The following is a 19,365-nucleotide window of genomic DNA, read 5'->3' as shown; positions in this document are numbered from 1 at the left end:
CGCCGCACTCTGCGGGATAGCCCGAAAAACGGCAGGTCAGTGGGCCGATATGGCCAGAATCATGCCATGTGGGTATGGCGGCTGTTGATGACCCAACCTGAAGTTGAGCCATTTTCAGGTACGCCCTCTCGGCAGCCGCCCCAAAATACTCCGTCGCGGCGGCCGGCGTGCGCGTCATGTCGCTGATTGCGGCCAAAAGCTGGGTCAGCGCGCACCCTAATTTGCGCTCAACGCCACCATGCGGTCGAGCGCCGCGGTCAGGCCGCGAAGCGAGACCGGGAAGCTCAGCGGGGTCTCGGCGTCCGTCGTCACATTGAGCTTCAGCACCGAGCCTCCCCTCAGCTTTCCAAGCGTCGGCCGATCGACGGTAAAGACGGAGACGCAACCCGTTGGCAGGCAGGTCCTGAAGCGCTGCGGGGACAGTGGCGGTTGATCGTCGATCTGCAGCGTCACGCCCGGATCGAGCAGGATGCCGAAGGGCAGAAGCAAGGTAGCCGTCGTCGAGCCGTCCGGGCGTGCCGCGATCTCAACGGCAAGAAGCCTCTGCCCGTTCTGCTGGACCTGGTCTTGCGCGAGCGAGCACACTCTCGCCTTCTCGCGAACCGAACAGGTCACACTCCAGTCCTGATAGACTTCACGCAGCGATGAGGGTCCATCCGGGACAGCCGCCACCTGTTGCTGGGCAGACACCGGCGACATCAACGAGAATAGAATTGCCCCACATGCGGAGACGGCCTTCGGGCCAGGCTTCATGTGCAGACCCACTCGCGGATCTCGCATTTCTCTCCCGTCGCCTCGCAGTCCTGCAAAGCGAGATCCTCCGCTTCGCGACGGGTCTCGGCCGAGTTCACGCCCCAGGGCGTGAAACGGTTCTCCACCTTGTCTGCCACGGCGAGTGCACCGCAATGCTTGTAGGGAAAGCCGGTCTCGTCGTCATCATTCCAATGGCGATGGTTGCGGAAGACGGTGACGACGTTGCAGGCCTTTCCGCCCGCGTTCTCGCAATATTTCTGTGCGATGTCCTTCGCTTCCTGCCGCTTGTCGGCGCCCCAGAAGAAGCCGTATTTGCTATCGGCCTGCGAATAGGCAATGGCCGCCCAGATGCCTTTTTCCTCCTGTTGCGGCTCCGGTGGGGCCACAAGGTCGGCCGAGACGACTTGTCCGCTCCACAACAGGGTCAAGCCCAAAACTGCCAAAGCCTGCAATCTCATGGTCGGCATCCTTTCCTTAACCTCAATCGCTTCGCGTCCTACTTCGCCGCCGAAGCGAGGGAGATCACCACACAGCTTTTGCCCGTCGGCAGGAGAAGCGCTTCGCCGGCATTGCCGCCGAGTTCGTAGACCTCGACTTGCCCGAGATGGTCGGTAATCTTGCTGCCCTGCGGCAGGATGGATGCGATGTCGGCGCACGGGCTGGCGAATGGCGCCACCCGCACCATCGCCCCTTCGCAACCCGTGGCGGTGGGCGATGCGAAGACGATTCCGGCGGCCGGTCCGCTATAGCGTTCCGACGCATAATCCATGCCGACAAAGGCCTGAATGGCGTGCTTGTCGGCGGCCTGGTCGTTCCACAGGGATTTGACGCTGTATTTCGTGCCGTTCGTCAGAATCTGTCCGAGCGCCGGATAGACGGTCGAGCAGGCCTGCACACCGGCCTGCTTGACATGCTCGAGGAAGGGCGTGTCCGGAAGCACGGGGGCCGCCGCAGTTTCTGCGGGTGCGGCCGTCGCGCCGCCGACCAGATTGGCGATCGCGGCATAGTTCCCGGCGGCGAAGCCAAGCCCCGCCACGACCAATCCCAGCAGTGAATATCCGGCCACGCGTGGCCAACGCCGCCTTGGGGACTCGGCCCGCCTCTGCCGATCCGCCTCGACGGTCGCAGTGCGTTTCGCGGACGTGAACTGGTCCTGCTGGCTCATGGTGATGCCCCGGTTATTTGAGTGGTGAAAGGGCCTCTGACAGCCCCTTGAGCGTTGCGGTCACGGTGATCGTCTGACCGTCGACCGTCGAATAGGAGATCGCCGGTGTCGCATTCTGCGATATCTGTCGGCGCATGACGGGGCCTACCGGCAACATGCCGACGCAGACCATTTCGTTGCAGCCGTTCAGGTGCACGTCGATCGGCTGCTTCTGTCCATCGAACTTCAGCGACACCAGACCATCGCTCCTGGCGTTCGGAGCGGTGCGCAGGATCATGTACGGCTTGCCGTCCTGGGTGGCGGCAAGCGACCAGCTGAAAGCCATCTTGCCTGATGCGTCCTCGATGATCTGCGACACGTTGCAAACCTTCTTGCGAGCCTTGAGGTTCTCGTCGCAGATCAGCGTCCAGTTATCGAATGGGCGGATGGTGCGCTGATAGTCTCCGAGCTTGACCTCGGGCGGCAACACTACGTCCGAAGGCTTGATCCTGTAGGTCGACGCGACCTGCCCGGCGGCCGGCACGAGGCCGCCGCAGAGCGCCAGGCAGATCAGGGCAACAAGTCCTTTCATTCCTGCCTCAGTTCAAGGTGAAGCTGATGCCGGCGCCGACACCGACATGCCCACCCGCCGCCGTGCCCGACAGATTGCCCCGGATGCGGCCGTCTTCACTGGTGTAGCCAGCGCCGAAGGCGAACGCGCCTGCGTCCCGCCACAAGCCGCCACCCGCCGCGACGCTCAGCTTTCCGGGCCGGTCGTCATAGCGCAGCGAGGCGGCCGCAAGGCCTATCGCGGCCGCCTGCCGCGCCTCGTCGCGGATGCCGCTGATGTCCGAATTGAGCTGGCTGAGCTTCTGGTCGGTATAGTCGTTGGCCTGCTGCAAGGTCGTGACCGCCACCTTGTCGGTGTAGTCGTTGGACGTATCGATAGCGTAGGCCACGCGGTTGTCCGTATAGCTCTTGCCCGCGGTCAGGCCCTGGTTCATCTGGTCGACGTTGACCGCATCGGTCCCTTTGACGCCGGGGCCGACATTGGAGATGACGACCGGCGCGTTGACGTCGCCACCTTGCAGCGTGATGGTGTTCGTCTTGTTGCCGCCCTGGGTGTCATAGGTCACCGCGTTCTGGGTAAGGTTTCCGACGCCGGCTTTCAGATCCTCGATCGCCGTGTTGGTGGCGTAGAGCTGCGAGCCGTTGATCGCATCGGTGCTGCCGGCATCGACGCGGCCGGCGGCGACATTGGTGATCGTCCGCTCGGCGCCGGCGTCGCCGACGCTGACGGTTCCGGTCGGCGTCGTCCCGGCATAAGTGTAGGTCTTGCCGTTGATGACGGTGCTGGAGGTCCCGACGGCGGTCTGTGTCACCGAACCGGAACCGAGCGCCACATCGTTGGCGTTGTTGGCCTTGGCGCCTTGGCCGAGCGCGACGGCGCCCTGCCCGGTGGCAGTCGAGCCATGTCCCGCAGCCAGGCTGTCGGTGCCGCTCGCCACACTCTCCGGCCCTATCGCCACGGCGTTGGTGCCGCCGGCGATGCTGTCGGCCAGCGTCGAGTTGGCGTGGAAATATTTGATGCCGCCGCCATTGCTGATGCTGGTCAGCGCATTGTCGACGGCCGTGAAGCCGTCATAGACGGTGGAATAATTGTTGCCCTGGATGGTGTAGGTCGGGCCGGTGATGGAGCCGTCGGGATTGACGGTCGTGCCGCCGCCGAACAGGTTGCTGACGTTTTGCGTCACGCCGCGCAATTGCGAGACGTTGACGCCGTCGGTATCGGCCGAGCCCGCCGCGACGTTGGTGAGCTTGCGTTCGGCCCCGGCGGCGCCGATCGACACCTCGCCGACCGAGGTCTGCGGACCGGCGAGCGCAAAGGCCGTGTAGCCCGCCTGCGCGCCGACGCTGGTGATGGACTGCGCGCCGAGCGCAACGCTGTTGATGAAGGTGCTCTGGGCGCCGGCGCCGAGCGCCACCGACTGGATGCCGGACGCCAATGAATTGGTGCCGAGCGCCAGCCCGTCGGCCAGCATCACATGGGCGCCTTGGCCGATCGCCGTGCCGCCGGGTGCATCCTGCTCGACAGTGGCGCCATTGCCGATGCCGATGCCGTTGTCGCCGTTGACGACCGTCGTCGGGCCGACCGCGACCGATTCCGCGCCGACCGCCAGCGAGTCGCCCGCCGCCGAATTGGCATGGAAGTATTTCGTCGACGTCACCGAGACGGAGGCGATGGCGCCCTGCAGCTGCCGAAGCGTTACCGCATCCTGAGATTGCGTGCCGTCGGCCACATTGGTGATCTGCCGATACGAGGTAGCGTCGCCGACCGAAACGGCGCCGAGCAGCGTCTTGTCGGTCGTGTTGTACTGGATGAAGTTGGCTGGGCCGGCGGGCAGTTGCCCGGTAAGCGGAGCGATCGCGCGATCGGAGACCGAACCCGAGCCAAGCGCCACGCCGCCGTCGATGCTGACATTGCTGTCGCGGCCGAGCGCCAGTGCGCTGACGCCGGTGGCGGTCGCCTGGTAGCCGACGGCGGTGGAGCCGACGCCTTGTGCGAAGGAATCGGTTTGCGCCAAGCCTGCCTCGTTGGTGCGGGCGTAGCGGATGCCCACACCGTTGGCGTCGGTATAGGCGGTCGACGTGTCGCCGGCGATGTTGTTGATCGTGTTGCCGAGATCGGTCACGCCACTGCCGATATTGGCGATATCGGTCGTATTCTGCGTGACCTGCTGGTTGGTGGCGAAGAGCTGCGAACCGTTGACCGCATCGGTCGAACCGCCGTTCAACTGCCCGGCCGCGACATTCTGGATCTGGCGTTCGGCGCCCGCCGAGCCGACCGAGAAGGCACCGGCCGGGGTAGCGCCGGCGAAGGTATAGTTGACGCCGCCGATCGTTGTGCCACCCACGGCGGTCGTTGCGCCCGACGCCGAATTCAGGCCGATCGCCACGTCGCCGGCATTGTTTGCCACCGCATTGGGCCCGACCGCCACGGAATCCGCTCCAAGAGCCTGCGAATCCGCCAGGGTCGAGTTGGCATGGAAATACTTGATGCCGCCGCCGACATTGATGTTGCTGAGCGTGACGCCAATGGCGTCAACGGCCTGGTTGGTGGCGAAGAGCTGAGAGCCGTTGATCGCATCGGTCGAGAGCGCGCTGACGCGCCCCGCCGCCAGGTTGGTGAGCGTGCGTTCCGCACCGACCGCGCCGATGCTGACGGTCGAGAGCGGGTTGGTGCCCTGGAAGGCGTAGGTCGTGCCGTTGACCACGCCGCTCGCCGTGCCGACGGCCGTGGTGGTCACCGAGCCGGAGCCGAGCGCCACGTCGCCGGAGCTCGCCGCCGCTGTCGCGCCATTACCCAGCGCGACATTGCCGGCGAGGCCGGCCGCACCCGCGGTCGAGCCGTTGCCCAGCGCCACCGAGCCCTGCCCGATGGCCTTGTTGTTGTTGCCGATGGCGACGGCGCCGTTGGCCGTATTGGCCGCGGTGGCGCTCGCCGTGCCGTCACTGTTGGCGATGTTGTTGGCGCCACCGGTGAAGGCGCCGGTGCCGCTGGCATAGCTCGGATCGCCTATGGCGACCGCGCCGTCGCCATAGGCAACGTTGCCGTAGCCGATCGCGACCGCCTTGCCGCCATCGGCGGTCGCGCCCGTGCCGATGGCGACGGAGTCGGCGGAGATAGCGCCGGCGGCGGTACCGATGGCAATCGCATTGACGTCTTGTGCCACAGCGCCCGCTCCAACTGCTGTCGAGCTCGCCGCTGTCGCGATGGATGTCGTGCCTATGGCAATGGAGTCGTCGCCTCCCGCAGTGGACGAACGGCCACCGGCGAACGCACGGGCACCGGTGGCCTTGGATGTGGAACCGAGCGAAGTGGCGTACGCTCCGCTGGCCGTGGCGCCCAATCCCAGCGCACTGGCATTTGCGGCGGTCGCCGCGGCGTTGTTACCCACAGCCGTGGTGGAGACGTCCGTGGCCTGGGCTCCAGAGCCCGCCGCGACCGAGCCTACTCCGCTCGATACGGCCGAATTGCCCAGGGCCAGCGCGAATTGGCCCGAAGCCGTGGCGACGTTGCCGAACGCTGCCGAGTTTATCGCCGATGCATTTGCCTGAGGACCAACGGCTGCGGCATTGGTGCCGGCGGCTTGGGCTTGGAAGCCCACGGCTGCCGAACTGGCGCCGCCGGCCGACGTACCGATGCCGAGCGCGGTGCTGCCGACTCCGCCGGCGTTGGCGCTGACGCCGGCTGCGAGAGAATTATTTCCTGCCGCATTCGCTCCAGACCCGAATGAGGAGGCGTTTATGCCGCTGGCAGCGGACGCGTTGCCGACCGCGGTGCTGGCAGAGCCGCTCGCAATCGAGGTCGCGCCCATCGCTATGGCGGACGTTCCCGTTGCCTTGCTCGCGCGCCCGATCGCGGTGGAGTCAACCTGGGACGCCGTCACATCCGTACCAATGGCGATGGCACTCTGGGCCAGCGCTCCGGTTCCGGCGCCAGTACGCGAACCGAGATAGACGGCGTTTATCGCGGTTGCGGTCGACTGGAAGCCGACAGCGATGGCATTCTGGCTGTTTGCAATGGTGTTGGTGCCTTGGGCAACGGTGTCCAGTCCCGACGAGACCGCCTGGCTCCCGATCGCAATGGCGCGCGTCCCGGTGGCCTGGGACCCCCAGCCTCCCGCGAACGATATGTTGCCGCTGGCCAGGGAGCTGACGCCGACTGCGGTGGAGTTGCCACCCGAAGCAACGGAGAAGGTGCCGAGCGCGCTGGCACCGGCACCGGTGGCATTGGCGTTGACGCCGATCGCTACCGTATTGATGTTGTTCGAGACCGTGGCGGAGCCCAATGCTATCGCGCCGCCGGTACCCGTAGCCGATGCTGTGCGACCGATAGCGATCCCGTATTGCGCCGACGAATTGGCCTGGAAGCCGAGCGCTATGGCCCAGGCGTTGCTGGCGGTAGAGCCATTTCCGATCGCCACGGCCTCGCCGGCGGTTGCTGACCCGCCGCCCGCCTGATACTGTGCCTGGGCCGGCGTGGCGAGGCCGAGCGCGACGAGCACCGCCAGGCCGCCGATGATGCTGGCCGGGCTGACGGATGACGCCAGCGCCGAACCTACACTGCCACCAGCGCCCAATGTTCCCAAACCCATATTCTTGCGGCCGAGGCCGAGCACACGGTGCGCCATGCGCAGCACCGCCATTAGGCGGCGGCGCGTCGAGCGTGAGCCATGATCGGCCCCCGCGATCCAGTGCCCGGCGAAATGCGCCGCGCGACGCTGAACAAGAAGCGAGCCGTTCGAAAACTGGTTGTCGGTCATGGTTCCCTCTCCGCTGGCCGGCACGAAATGTCTGACAATTCCGCTCCACCGCAGGAAGACATGATTCCTGCCTACGGTATTTCACGAAATTGCTGCCTTGTGAGAAAAGAGCGCAGCAAAGCTACAGAGGTTAACGGCTTGTTACCTTAGCCAATGCTTTAAAACCAAGAAACAAAGCAATGAAATAAGCGTCGCCTCACCTAACCTTGGCGTTAAGCTTTCCCACCCGTGCCTGCAACGGCGTCCTCTGCCGGTATTTCTTCATCACGGTGGTAAAATGGCTCTGACTTGAAAATCCGCTGGAGTGGGCGATGTCGGCGATCGTCATGCGGCTGTCTGCAAGCAGTCTTTCAGCGAAATCCAGCCGCAGGTCGAGGACGTACTGGTGCGGCGGCATTCCGAACGTCCTCGAGAAAGCCCGCACAAAATGATAGGGGGAAAGCCCGCAAACCGCGGCCATATCAGCCAGCGCCAGCTTGCGCGTAAAGTTCTCGTCCAGGAATTGCCGCACGCGGCGCGCGGCGCGGACGGAAAGCCCGCCTTTCGCGTTGAGCGTCGGCTGTCGCGAGTTGGTTCCGGAAACCGGTCCGGGGAAACCATCATCGCCCGGCATTTTTCGGCCTCCCGATACGTCCCAGATGAGGTTCAACCCAAGGCTTCCTTCCATGTTCCCCTGAAAAACAATTCGTGATTGATCGAAGCTGACCGGCATCGCCACTCATCGGATCGTTCCGGCCGGACGGCGAACAATGCGCGGACTGCATGACATTCCAGAGGACTCCTGCGGAGCTTGGGGCAGATTTGCAGCGGGACGTATTTTGAAAAACTCAGCAAGCCTTGTAGAAAATTCCGGTCTTGCGTCGCGGGTGAGCAGGCGTTGCCATTTTGCCATGGCCGGGCCCTCAGTTCTTGAGGGAAGCATGCCCGGCCCCGGTCGGCGTTCTCACAGGCAGATGGCTCCGATCCGAAGAACCGGCGAGACAGGCGACTTCGGCAATCGGCAACTCACCGCAATGCGGCGGCACGCCGAACGTTGCTATGATATGGTAGGATGAAACCCCTGCGAAGGATGCCAATTCGGCGATGACTTTTCGCACGACGTTTTCGTCGAGATATTCCCGCACGCGCCGCGCCACGTATTCCGTGATCTTGTCGCTGCCGGGCGAGGCTCTCATTCCGCGTGCGGGCCTCAGCACAATTCCGGTGGAATGCTTCTTGGCCAGGAATTTCTGCGGGACGGGATCGCGGACGGAGTATATGATACTCCTCCGCGTGGTGGCCCTCCTGGGACCTGCGCTTTCAGGAATTATGTCCAGGACATATCGAGCTGTCCGTTCTCGATTGACGCCCCGGGAATCGCCGCTGTCCCGAGCATCGTCCGTATTTTTCATGCCTGGCCTCTGCCGCTTTGTCCGCTGCCTGAAATCCCCCTTAGCCCGACCCGGACCCAGCGTAACGCACATGCCGCGGATAGTGAATAACATCCGTACGCAAAGAAAAAATTTTGTTCGGGATAAGAGGAACCAGTCACAAGTGAGGGACTGGAACATTTTTTGACACCTTCGCCGGCGCATTGGCTGACGGAGCATCAACGAAAAACCCGCCTGCGCGGCGGGTCACTGGCGCAAATCAGCACCATGGGCGAATATGTACTATAGCTGAGGTCACCGAGTCAAGAAAAAATTCCTATCGTGAAAAGCTGCGTGCGCAAAAGTTGCCAACTGCCGCGAGGCCTCTGGTTGACCTGAATTCGGAGCCCTGCTTCAGGGGACAGTTTGGCCATTTCGGCGGCCATTCAACAATGTAGAGCTACCGGATTTGCCGCCGGTCATTGCAGATCGTCGCGACGATTCTCATACAAATCCCATGTAAGTTCCACAAAACCCAGAAGAACGTCTTCCTCGCTCCACCCGGCAGCGACGGCTGCCTGAACGATCTCACGGACGAGAGGCAGCAATTGGCGTTGGCATTCTGCCGACGTGTCGGCAGCTGCGTCATCGCCAGGAGGTCCATCGAAGTTGAATTTCATCATTCGGCGCCCCCCTCGCCGTCAATCAAAGTGTTTATATCACTAAAATCATTCCTCCTGATATACAATAGAGGTGGTACCAAAGCATAAGAGGCTTCGGAGGGCCCGGGCAGAACAGGACGATGCCAGGCTCTATGCTTCCCTTGGGTCAGGTTTGTCCTTCTGAACAGGATCTATCGGGGTGCTTCAACCCATCGATCTCTGCGGCTGGTCGAACTCTTCAGCCAGGGCCGCATGCCACCATCCGGCGAATGCGCGGCACGAGCGGCTGCATTGCCTTCTACAACCGCTCGCTGGATAGTCTCGGCATGTTGGAGACCCTGGCGACTCACTGGCCGCAAATTCTGGCGATCATCTCCGTGGTGATGGCGACGGTCGGCATCGTCCATGCCGTCATGACCAAGGAAGATGTCCGCGCCGCCACCGGCTGGGTCGGCGTGATGGTGCTGTCCCCCATCCTTGGCGTGCTGATCTATGCCATCGCCGGCATCAACCGCATCCGCCGCGCCACGATCACCGCCCAGCGCCCGTTTGCCGACGGCGCGGTGTCCGCCAAGCACGAGCGCAACGTCGCTGTCGAAGAGGCCCTGATCGTCGAGCGCTACGGGCAACGGTTCACGGGCTTGCGGACACTGGGCGACAGGGTGGCGCGGCGCACGCTCAATCCTGGAAATGCAATCGATGTGCTGGAGACCGGCGACGAGGCCTATGCCGCCGTGTGCGCGGCGATCGATGGCGCCGAGCGCAGCGTCCTGCTCGAGACCTATATTTTCGACAATGACGCCGTCGGCCTGCTCTTCGTCGAGGCGCTGGCCGGCGCCGTCCGGCGCGGCGTCACCGTCCGCGTGCTGATCGATGCCGTCGGCGCCCGCTACTCGGTGCCGAGCATCCTGGGGCATTTGCGCGAGGCCAACATCCCCGCCGATGTCTTCAACGGCAACATCGTCATGGGCCTGCGCCTGCCCTACGCCAATCTGAGGACCCACCGGAAGATCCTGGTGGTCGACGGCATCGCCGCCTTCACCGGGGGCATGAACATCCGAAAAGGCTTCTCAGCCGAATTCGCCGGCTCCAACAGCGCCAGGGACACACATTTCCGGGTGACCGGTCCGATCGTCGCCGACCTCTTTTCGGTCGCCGCCGAGGACTGGCGCTTCGCCACCAACGAGGCGCTGAAGGGCGACGCCTGGCGCATCGCCCCGCTGTCGCCACCGCCAGGCGCACCGATGATGGTGCGGGCGGTCGCGTCCGGCCCGGATGCCAGCAACGAGACCAACCACAAGCTGCTGATCGGTGCGTTCTCGGTCGCCCGCAAGTCTATACGCGTGATGTCGCCCTATTTCCTGCCGGATCGGGAACTGATCAGCGCGCTGATCACCGCCGGCAGGCGCGGGGTCGAAATCGACATCGTGGTGCCGGCGGTGAACAATCTTTTCCTCGTCGACCGCGCGATGATGGCGCAGTTCGATCAGGTGCTCAAACACTATTGCCGTGTCTGGCGAACCGAGGGACCGTTCGACCATTCGAAGCTGCTTTCGATCGACGGCGTGTGGGCCTATGTCGGATCTTCCAATCTTGATGCCCGATCGCTGCGGCTGAATTTCGAGATCGACCTGGAGGTGCTCGATGCCGGCTTTGCCAGCGAGATCGAGACGCGGATCGGGTCGGCGATTGCCTCCGCCGTGCCGGTGACGCTGGAAGCCTTGCGAGCCCGGCCGTTTCTTATCAGGCTGTTCGACCGGGTATTATGGCTCGGTTCACCCTATCTCTAAGGCGGAGGTGTGCTTGAGGAACTCGTCTGTCATGGAACATACGCCGAAATTGCCTATTTTCACTTTATCCCGCTTCTGAATTGAAATCAGCGAGGACGAGCAGCACAGAGATGCACAGAATTGGACGCAGCCTCCCGGCAAGCATGCTTCTGTCCCTTCGTGACCGCCGGATGCAGAAGGCTAACGCCGCAGCACTCAAGACGACAGCCACCACCGGCACGCTGGTTGCCTCCTACAATGTCCACAAATGCATCGGCGTCGACAGGAAATTCGACCCGGAGCGGATCATCCGCGTCATCCGCGAAATCGATCCGGATGTCATTGCGCTGCAGGAAGCCGACAATCGCTTCGGCGACCGTGTCGGGCTTCTCGACCTGCCCCGGCTCGAGCGGGAAACCGGCCTGATTCCGGTGCCGATTTCGGCCACCGGCAAGGGCCATGGCTGGCATGGCAACGTCCTGCTGTTCAAGAAGGGCGTCGTTCGCGACGTGCACCAGATCAAGCTTCCGGGACTGGAGCCGCGCGGCGCGGTGGTGGCGGAGATCGACCTCGATGGAAGCCGGACGCTGCGCATCATCGCCGCCCATCTTGGCCTGCTGCGCCGCTCGCGCTCCCAGCAGGCGCGCGTCGTGCTCGACCTGATGAACAGCCCGGACGAAAGACCGACCTTGCTGCTCGGCGACCTCAACGAATGGCGGCTCGGCAACCGCTCCGCTCTCAACACGCTGCATGCGACGTTCGGCCCGCAGCCGCCGGCGGTCCCCACCTTCCCGTCGAACCTGCCGCTGCTGGCGCTCGACCGGATCATGGCCAACAGGCACGGCATGATTGCCGCCATCAACGCGCATGACACGCCGCTTTCGCGCGTTGCCTCCGACCACCTGCCGCTGACGGCCTTCGTACGCCTGGAACGGGTGGACGATGACGCCTTGATGTCTTCCGCGTCGCAAAGCGTGTAAAGTTAAGCGGAACGCCCGGTTCTTCCGCGAGTTAACATGTCTTGAACACGCAGGAGGACGAGATGAAAAAGCTGATTCTGGCTTCCCTGTTGGCATTGGCCGCGACAGCGGGGATCACTGCGCCGACGCAAGCGGCAAGCGTGACCATCCAGTCCGACGACGGCGACCGATATTTGCCGGATGACGATTCCGATAGTGGGATCGTTATTCGCCGCCACCACCGCGATCGCTATTATGACAATCAGTATGATGGCGACCAGAACGTTCAATATGACAATGGCGAATACCGGTACGGCGAATATCGCCGCCATCACCGGCATCATCGCTGCCATATCGAACTGGTCAAGCATTGGCGCCACCACCACAGGGTGATCGAAGAGGTCCGCGTCTGCGGCTGATCCCGATCGGAGCAACCGGCCGGCGAAAGCCGGCCCTGCATGATCGGCTGACGAAGTAGCGCTGATGTGAGAGGTGATAATTGACCGCGTCAAATCGTGGTCGCCCGCACGCTCACCGGACCGTGGCAACGCGGCAAGGACGGCCGGGTCCCAAGCGGCCATGGCATTAGGTCATAGGTGATATCGCCGTTCGGATTGGCGGCGTTGGTGATGCCGCCCTGGGCGATGGTATAGCTGCCGACAGTCTCGCCGGCAACGCGGTCAAGGCGCCAACCAGCGCATCCCCATTTCCTACCGGACCGAGGCAACGCTGCAGACGGAAGCTGCGTCCGCCACGCCCTGGCAGAAGGCGGGACCGTCAAGGCGCGGGTCTTCGACCAGCGTTTGCGCATCGCCATCCACCGGCTGCCCGGTGAAGAAAACCCGAGCCGGCCCGCCAGCAGCATGGGCATCGGCGTTGTACGCGACCGTGCTGGCCGCATCCGGTGCCGGCACGGTGTTGGGCGGCGAGACCACCAGATCGGCACCGACATAGGCCAGCTCATAGTTGGCCGAGAGGGTCAGGCTCCCCTGTTCGATGGCATAGTTGCCAGCAGGGCTAGCAGGTGTCGCCTCAGTCGAGAGCGCGCCAAGGAATGTATCCCCGTTGACCAACCCCAGACCGCCGATCGAATAGGTGAGTGGTGGATTGGGCATGCCCTGCGGCCGGCTCTGCGCATCCGCCACTATGGTGATCGCCCGCTTGCCGATGCTGAAGTCGGCACCGGCATAGCTGATCTCGTAGTTCGAATTGGCGCTGTCGGTGAGCGTGCCCTGGCCGATCGCGTAGGCTCCGGCGTTCTCTCCCAAGGCGCGATCGAGAGCGCCGACCAACGCCACACCACTGCCGAGATCGGTGCTGGTGTAGCCATAGGAGGAGGGGTCGGCATCGCCGTAAATCTTGCCCTGGCCCGAATTGGCCGTGACTGTCACGGCACGCCTGCCAATGCTGAAATCGGCGCCGACATAGCTGATGTCGTAGTTCGAGTTGGCCGCGTTGGCGAGTGTGCCCTGCCCGATCTGATAGGCGCCGACATCTTCGCCGGTCGTGCGGTCGAGAGCGCCAACCAGCGCCGCGCCATTGCCGAGATCGGTGAAGGTGTAGCCATAGGACGACGGATCGGCATTGCCGTAGGTCTTGCCCTGACCCGAGCTGGCAGTGACGGTCACGGATCGCTTGCCGATGCTGAAACCGGCACCGACATAGGTGATGTCGTAATTGCCGTTGGCAGCATCGCTGAGGCTGCCGCGGCCAATGGCATAGGTCCCGACATTCTCGCCCTCGGCGCGATCAAGCGTGCCGGCCAGCGCTGCGCCGCTGCCGAGATCGGATACTCCGTAGCCATAAGACAGCGTATCTCCGTCCCCGTAGATCTTGCTCTGGCCCGCATCGGCCGTGACCGTGATCGCGCGCTGCGTCACCGAAAGGTCAGCGCCGATATAGCTGATGGCGTAATTGCCGTTGGCAAGCGTGCCTTGGGTGATGCTGTAGCCGCCGACATCGGATGATGCCGTGGCGGTCGTTGCCAGCGCACCGCTCAGACTGTCGCCATTGGCGAAATCGCCCGAGGTCAGCTGATAGGTCAGCGTTGGATTGTCATCGCCATAGACACGGCTCTTGGCATCGGCCGTCACCGTAATCGCGCGCTGTGCCACTGACAGGTTTCCGCCGACATAGCTGATCGCGTAGTTGCTGTTGGCGAGTGTGCCCTGCGTGATGCCGTAGCTGCCGACACCGGATGCTGTCGTTGCCGAAGTCGCCAGCGCACCGTTCAGGCTGTCGCCATTGACGAAATTGCCTGATGTCAGCTGATAGGTCAGCGCCGGGTTGGCATCGCCATAAATGCGGCTCTTGGCATCGGCCGTCACCGTGATCGCGCGCGGGGTCAACGCGAGATTGCCGCCGACATAGCTGATCGCATAATTGCTGTTGGCGAGTGTGCCTTGCGTGATGCCGTAGCTGCCGACACCGGATGCTGTCGTGGCCGTTGTAGCGAGCGCACCGGCGAGACTGTCGCCATTGACGAAATTGCCCGAGGTCAGCTGATAGGTCAGCGCCGGATTGGCGTCGCCATAGATGCGGCTCTTGGCATCGGCCGTCACCGTGATCGCCCGTTTCGTCACCGACAGATTGGCGCCGGCATAGCTGATCGCATAGTTGCTGTTGGCGAGTGTGCCTTGCGTGATGCCGTAACTGCCGACACCGGATGCTGTCGTGGCCGACGTCGCCAGCGCGCCGCTCAGGCTGTCGCCATTGACGAAATTGCCCGTGGTCAGCTGATAGGTCAGCGTTGGAATGGCATCGCCATAGATGCGGCTCTTGGCATCGGCTGTCACCGTGATGGCGCGCTTCGCCACCGACAGATTGGCGCCGACATAGCTGATCGTATAGTTGCCGTTGGCGAGTGTGCCCTGCGTGATGCCGTAGCTGCCGACACCGGATGCCGTCGTCGCCGTTGTTGCCAGTGCGCCGCTCAGGCTGTCGCCATTGACGAAATTGCCTGATGTCAGCTGATAGGTCAGAGCCGGATTGCTGTCGCCATAGATGCGGCTCTTGGCGTTGGCTGTCACCGTGATGGCGCGCGGCGTCACCGACAAATTGGCGGCGACATAGTTGATCGCATAGTTGTTGTTGTTGTTGAGTGTGCCCTGCGCAATGCCGTAGCTGCCGACACCGGATGCCGTCGTCGCCGATGTCGTCAGAGAACCGCCCAAGCTGTCGCCACTGACGAGGCTGCCTGTTGTGAGTTGATAGGTCAGCGTCGGATTGGAGTTGCCATAGGTACGGCTCTTGGCATCGGCCGTTACCGTGATCGCGCGCTTGGCGATGGTGAAATTGGCGCCGACATAGGTGATGTCGTAGTTCGAATTGCTGGTGTTGGTGATGCTGCCCTGGTTGATGGCATAAGTCCCGGCGCTGTTCCCTGCCGTGCGGCTAAGGCTACCGACCAAGGCCGTGCCAGCGCCGAGATCCGAAACGGTGTATGCATAGGATGATGGATTGGCGTCTCCATAGATATTTCCCTGGCCCGGCGTCACCGTCACCGTCACCGCGCGCTTGCCGATGGTAAGCAGGCCCGCGCTGTTGTAGGCGAAGCCATAGCCGCTCAACGCCGCGAGATTGCCGGCGCCGACGGTGATTGCATAGGATCCTGCTCCGGCCTGTGTATTGCCCGGCGGATTGACGGACGTAACGCTTGGGCCGCCGCTGAAGGTCGTGGCGGCGGTGTCGCCGAGATAGGCGCCGATCACGCCTGCCTGGTAGCCCGCCACTGAATAGGTCAGTGCCGGCAGGGCGGTATCGCCATAGGTTTTGGTCGCATTGCTGGATTTGAAGGTCAGTGTCGGCTGATAGGCAAAGACATAGCGGTTGCCTGTCGCACTCACCGGACCACCCGCCGACGTGTTCCAGACGGCCGTGTTGCCACTGTCCAGATTGCCGAATGTATTGCCGGTGGGATTTGCCGCATAGATCAGCCAGCGTCCGCTGGTGGCGGCGACGGCGTCACTGCCCCGGTTGTTGACGAACAGGCCAGCGGCCGAGAGCACTGGATCCGTTCCGCTGATTGTCGCATTTGCCGCAATGGTCAAATCGCCCGTCGTCTGAAGCTTCACCGAACCGGTGGTGTTCACCCCGGTCGCCATAACCCCACGGGCGCTGGAAGCACTGGCGATCGTCAGGCTTGCACCATCGCGCAGATCGACGGAACCGGCGCTGCCGGCGACGTTGCCGACCTGGTTGCCGGCGTTGGTCAGGGTGAAGCTACCCGTGCCACCGAGAACCAGCGACGCCGCCGTCAGGCCACTAGTCTGCGTCACCACGCCGTTCGACGACAGCGCCAGCGTGCCGGTGCCGACCGACAGCGCCTGGTTGAGGGCGAAGGTGGCTGCTACGGTTTCAATCTGGCGATTGGCGAAGGACAGGCTGCCGACAGAGGCTGACCCAATCGCCGCGCTATAGGCGCTGCTCAGCGCCGACAGCGAGGCGATCGAGCCATCCGCCTCGTCGAGCCGCCAGTCGCCATAGACGTTGAGGTTCGAGACATTGCTGCCGGACAGGCCGGTCCGGAAGGTCACGCCATTCTTGGCGCCCGAGTCCGCTTCGGCAACGGTGTAAGCGAGCACCGAGTTCGAGACCGCGCCGGCCGGCAGAGCGAGATAATAGTAGCCGTTGACGCCGGTCGAGACTGTGCCGAGGTTCACGCCGCCGGAGACGACGGACACCAGCCCGGGATTCTTTGTGTAATAGGGTTGGCCGGTACCGGAAATCAGCGGCGTGTTGCCGGCATCCTTGTAAGCAATTCCGGAGATCGCCTGAACGCCATTGGGGTAGAAGCTCTTCAGATAGGGATAGAGGCCGCCAGTCCCGCCGCCAAAGGCGGCACTCAGTCCATTGGCGCCGCCATTCTGGAAGCTGGAGGTCGACAGGCCGACGACATTGACATTGGGGCCGGTGGTGCCACCGCCGATCGCAGGCTTGGCGCTGGATGTGGTGTTGTAGGGGCCGGATGTCGACGTGTCGTACGCGCCCGTGATCACGCCATCGTAAAGGTTGTTGCCGATGAACGCGCCGACATTCCATCCGCCGCTGACCGCGCCGGTCGAATAGCTGTCGGTTATCCTGCCGCCCTCGCCGACAAACGAATAGCCATAATTCGATCCGACGAGGCCGCCGACGGCCGCGCCGCCGCTGCCGATATCGACAGCGCCCATGGCATAGACGCGATCGATGGTGCCGAAATTGTTGAAGCCCACCGCGCCGCCCGCGGCATTTGTGTCGCGTGCGTTGATGACCACTGTCGAGAAGCTGTCGGAGAGTGCGCCATCGTTCTCGCCGATCAGACCGCCTGAGGTGGACCCGTATTGCGTGGTGAACAGCTGACCAGTCGAATAACTCTGGGCCACCGTGCCGGCATTGAACCCGGCGATCCCGCCAAGGGTCCTAAACCCCCGGACCGTCACATTGGTGACGCCGACATTCTGGACCAGGCCGCCCGCGCCGATATAGCCGAATAGGCCGACATACTGGGCAGCGGACTGCGTCACCGACAGGCTGTCGACGGTGTGGCCGAGCCCGTCGAACGAGCCGGTGAAGCCGTTGCCGCCGTTCTGGATGTTGCTGTTGCCGTCGGTGCCCTGCGATATGAAGCCGAGACCGCTATTCCAGCTGGACGTGGAGCTGGCATCGATATTCTTGGCCAGCGCGTAGCTGCCGGTGAGCCCGCTGTTGATCGCCTGCAGGCCGTTGACATCATAGATCAGCGTGTAGCTCTGGCCGTTGACCGACAGCGCCTGCGCACCGGGCGTGCCGGTGAAGGTCGCCGATGCGCCCAAGGCATAGGAGATCGTGCCGCCGGTGCCGCCATTGTTGGTGATGAGCGCCAGTCCGCCGACGCCGCCGATCGTGGCGTTCGCATTGAAGACGATCGAATGAGAGGCGCTGAGCGTCAGCGTGTTGGTGTTCCAGGCGATCGGTGCTGCAATGGTGATGTCGCCAGCCTGCGAACCGCCACTGCCGGTCGAGATGGTGACGTTTGCCGTTGCAAGAAGGTTCTGCAGCGTGGTGACGTTGATGACGCTGTCATTGGTGTTGGCGGACATGCTGCCGCCGGTGTTGCCGGCAGCGTTCGATATAGTGACGTTGTAGGGATCGAGCAAAAGGTCACCGGTGTCGCCGAAGCGGGCGCGCAGATCGACCTCACCGGTGAAGTCGAGGCGCTGCTTGCCGGACACTTCCGCAAAGCCGCCATTGCCGCCGTCATCACCGCCGCGTGCGGAAATCTTGCCGGCGAACTTTGTTTGCTCGTCCGACCAGACGATGACCGTGCCGCCGGTGCCGTTGCCGGTCGCATCGGCACTGATTGTCGTCTTCGCATCGATCTCGGTTGTGACCGCGCGTTGCAAGGTGCCCTTGCCCTGCTTGTCACCGCCGATCCTGACGCTGCCGCCGCCATCCTTGCCCGAGGCATCGACCTTGGCGGCTTTGAGCTTCAGTTTGCGGCCGGTGACCGTGACCTTGCCGCCCTTGCCGCCGGCCTTGGCCGAAGCGTCGAGCATGCCGGTGATTTCGACCGAGCCTTCATCGCCGCCGAGTACGATGGCGCCGGATTGACCTGACACCGTGCGTGCCTCGATGACACCGGACATGTTGACGGCTTGGCGTGCGGCATCGCGCACCGCAGCCGCCTTGAGTTCGACCAGCCCGCCATCGGCACTGATACGTCCGGAATTGCTGACCAGCGCATTGCTGCCGTCAGCCTTGGTCGGCACGGAGACCTGCAGGAAGCCGTCGCCGGACAAATCAAGCGTCGCCTTCCCACCCGATCCGAGCCCGACCTTTCCAAGCGGCACGGTGATCGAGCCGGCATTGTCGACGCTGCCACCGATCAATGCGGCATAGCCGCCACGCCCGATGCTGATCGCACCCTGGTTGGAGACGGCAGCGGAAGCTCCATTGCCTTCGAACTCCAGCTTTCCGGCCTCAAAATCCTCGTCGCTGATGCCCAGCGAGGACGCGACGAAGCCGGCGGCACTAACCTTGCCGGTCTTGGAGATGGCAATGCCGTTGGGGTTGACCAGGAACACCTGGCCATTGGCATTGAGCTGGCCTGCAATGGTCGATTTGGTACCGCCGGTGACGCGGTTCAGCATCGTTGCCGAGGATGATGGCTGGTCGATAGTGACTGTCGCGCCGGCACCGATCGAAAAACTCTGCCAGTTGACGATCGCCGAACTGGTCGACTGCCTGATGTTCAGTTGCGACGACGATGGGTTGGCGATGGTGACGCCGCCGGATGCTACGCTGCCGCCGGTCGGCAGTTCCTGTGCCCGCGCCGACGTGAAGCCGACAAGCGCCGTCGACGTCAAAAGCAGCGCCATCAACGGCGCGCCGGTGCGGTTCAGGTGCCGCCGTGGGAGGTGGGCTTTGCGCTGCATGGTCATCT

At 63.4% G+C, this 19,365-nt stretch carries 12 protein-coding genes; 3 read left to right on the top strand and 9 right to left on the bottom strand.

Annotated elements, in window-relative coordinates:
- Positions 1 to 216: 216 nt before the first annotated feature.
- The 8 genes from NKK51_RS17355 to NKK51_RS17320 form a co-directional block, all read right to left on the bottom strand.
- The gene (locus NKK51_RS17355; protein ID WP_352554059.1) at positions 217 to 780 is read right to left on the bottom strand and encodes an invasion associated locus B family protein; all 564 of its coding nucleotides are present in this window, start codon (positions 778 to 780) and stop codon (positions 217 to 219) included.
- Positions 750 to 1,211: a DUF4189 domain-containing protein gene (locus NKK51_RS17350; protein ID WP_352554058.1), complete on the bottom strand. Its 462-nt coding sequence runs from the start codon at positions 1,209 to 1,211 to the stop codon at positions 750 to 752. Before NKK51_RS17350 ends, NKK51_RS17355 begins: the two co-directional genes overlap by 31 nt.
- A gap of 38 nt (positions 1,212 to 1,249) precedes the next feature.
- Positions 1,250 to 1,918 (bottom strand): hypothetical protein, encoded by a 669-nt coding sequence (locus NKK51_RS17345; protein ID WP_023809957.1) that lies wholly within the window; start codon positions 1,916 to 1,918, stop codon positions 1,250 to 1,252.
- Between the two features lie 13 nt (positions 1,919 to 1,931).
- Entirely contained in the window at positions 1,932 to 2,489 is a 558-nt protein-coding gene (locus NKK51_RS17340) for an invasion associated locus B family protein (protein WP_352554057.1), read from the bottom strand.
- A 7-nt stretch (positions 2,490 to 2,496) separates the two neighbouring features.
- Entirely contained in the window at positions 2,497 to 7,224 is a 4,728-nt protein-coding gene (locus tag NKK51_RS17335; RefSeq protein ID WP_352554056.1) for a YadA-like family protein, read from the bottom strand.
- 196 nt (positions 7,225 to 7,420) lie between these two features.
- Entirely contained in the window at positions 7,421 to 7,936 is a 516-nt protein-coding gene (locus NKK51_RS17330; RefSeq protein ID WP_352554055.1) for a helix-turn-helix transcriptional regulator, read from the bottom strand.
- A 190-nt stretch (positions 7,937 to 8,126) separates the two neighbouring features.
- On the bottom strand, positions 8,127 to 8,615 hold the full coding sequence (locus tag NKK51_RS17325; RefSeq protein ID WP_352554054.1) for a hypothetical protein: 489 nt from the start codon (positions 8,613 to 8,615) through the stop codon (positions 8,127 to 8,129).
- Positions 8,616 to 9,052: 437 nt separating this feature from the next.
- Complete coding sequence (locus NKK51_RS17320; RefSeq protein WP_164779989.1) at positions 9,053 to 9,256, bottom strand: hypothetical protein; 204 nt, start codon at positions 9,254 to 9,256, stop codon at positions 9,053 to 9,055.
- A 305-nt stretch (positions 9,257 to 9,561) separates the two neighbouring features.
- Here NKK51_RS17320 and NKK51_RS17315 point away from each other — a divergent pair, with 305 nt between their 5' ends.
- From NKK51_RS17315 to NKK51_RS17305, 3 genes are all read left to right on the top strand, one after another.
- Positions 9,562 to 11,025, top strand: coding sequence for a phospholipase D-like domain-containing protein (locus NKK51_RS17315; RefSeq protein ID WP_352554067.1), 1,464 nt, complete (start codon positions 9,562 to 9,564; stop codon positions 11,023 to 11,025).
- 110 nt (positions 11,026 to 11,135) lie between these two features.
- Complete coding sequence (locus NKK51_RS17310) at positions 11,136 to 11,984, top strand: endonuclease/exonuclease/phosphatase family protein (protein ID WP_023809963.1); 849 nt, start codon at positions 11,136 to 11,138, stop codon at positions 11,982 to 11,984.
- 62 nt (positions 11,985 to 12,046) lie between these two features.
- Entirely contained in the window at positions 12,047 to 12,382 is a 336-nt protein-coding gene (locus NKK51_RS17305) for a hypothetical protein (protein WP_023809964.1), read from the top strand.
- Positions 12,383 to 12,673: 291 nt separating this feature from the next.
- On the opposite strand, the gene NKK51_RS17300 is transcribed toward NKK51_RS17305, so the two are convergent.
- On the bottom strand, positions 12,674 to 19,357 hold the full coding sequence (locus NKK51_RS17300) for an MBG domain-containing protein (protein ID WP_352554053.1): 6,684 nt from the start codon (positions 19,355 to 19,357) through the stop codon (positions 12,674 to 12,676).
- Positions 19,358 to 19,365: the final 8 nt, after the last annotated feature.

Origin of the sequence: Mesorhizobium sp. M0011, from assembly GCF_040324155.1 — a bacterium.
Taxonomy (GTDB): Bacteria; Pseudomonadota; Alphaproteobacteria; order Rhizobiales; family Rhizobiaceae; genus Mesorhizobium.
This window is presented reverse-complemented; position numbering and strand designations above follow the sequence as displayed.

Excerpts from the sequence above, each read along its gene's own strand:
- NKK51_RS17350 (WP_352554058.1), bottom strand. The coding sequence starts at position 1,211 with ATGAGATTGCAGGCTTTGGCAGTTTTGGGCTTGACCCTGTTGTGGAGC.
- NKK51_RS17335 (WP_352554056.1), bottom strand. The coding sequence starts at position 7,224 with ATGACCGACAACCAGTTTTCGAACGGCTCGCTTCTTGTTCAGCGTCGC.
- NKK51_RS17315 (WP_352554067.1), top strand. The coding sequence starts at position 9,562 with ATGTTGGAGACCCTGGCGACTCACTGGCCGCAAATTCTGGCGATCATC.
- NKK51_RS17355 (WP_352554059.1), bottom strand. The coding sequence starts at position 780 with ATGCGAGATCCGCGAGTGGGTCTGCACATGAAGCCTGGCCCGAAGGCC.
- NKK51_RS17310 (WP_023809963.1), top strand. The coding sequence starts at position 11,136 with ATGCACAGAATTGGACGCAGCCTCCCGGCAAGCATGCTTCTGTCCCTT.
- NKK51_RS17345 (WP_023809957.1), bottom strand. The coding sequence starts at position 1,918 with ATGAGCCAGCAGGACCAGTTCACGTCCGCGAAACGCACTGCGACCGTC.
- NKK51_RS17330 (WP_352554055.1), bottom strand. The coding sequence starts at position 7,936 with ATGCCGGTCAGCTTCGATCAATCACGAATTGTTTTTCAGGGGAACATG.
- NKK51_RS17340 (WP_352554057.1), bottom strand. The coding sequence starts at position 2,489 with ATGAAAGGACTTGTTGCCCTGATCTGCCTGGCGCTCTGCGGCGGCCTC.
- NKK51_RS17320 (WP_164779989.1), bottom strand. The coding sequence starts at position 9,256 with ATGATGAAATTCAACTTCGATGGACCTCCTGGCGATGACGCAGCTGCC.
- NKK51_RS17325 (WP_352554054.1), bottom strand. The coding sequence starts at position 8,615 with ATGAAAAATACGGACGATGCTCGGGACAGCGGCGATTCCCGGGGCGTC.
- NKK51_RS17305 (WP_023809964.1), top strand. The coding sequence starts at position 12,047 with ATGAAAAAGCTGATTCTGGCTTCCCTGTTGGCATTGGCCGCGACAGCG.
- NKK51_RS17300 (WP_352554053.1), bottom strand. The coding sequence starts at position 19,357 with ATGCAGCGCAAAGCCCACCTCCCACGGCGGCACCTGAACCGCACCGGC.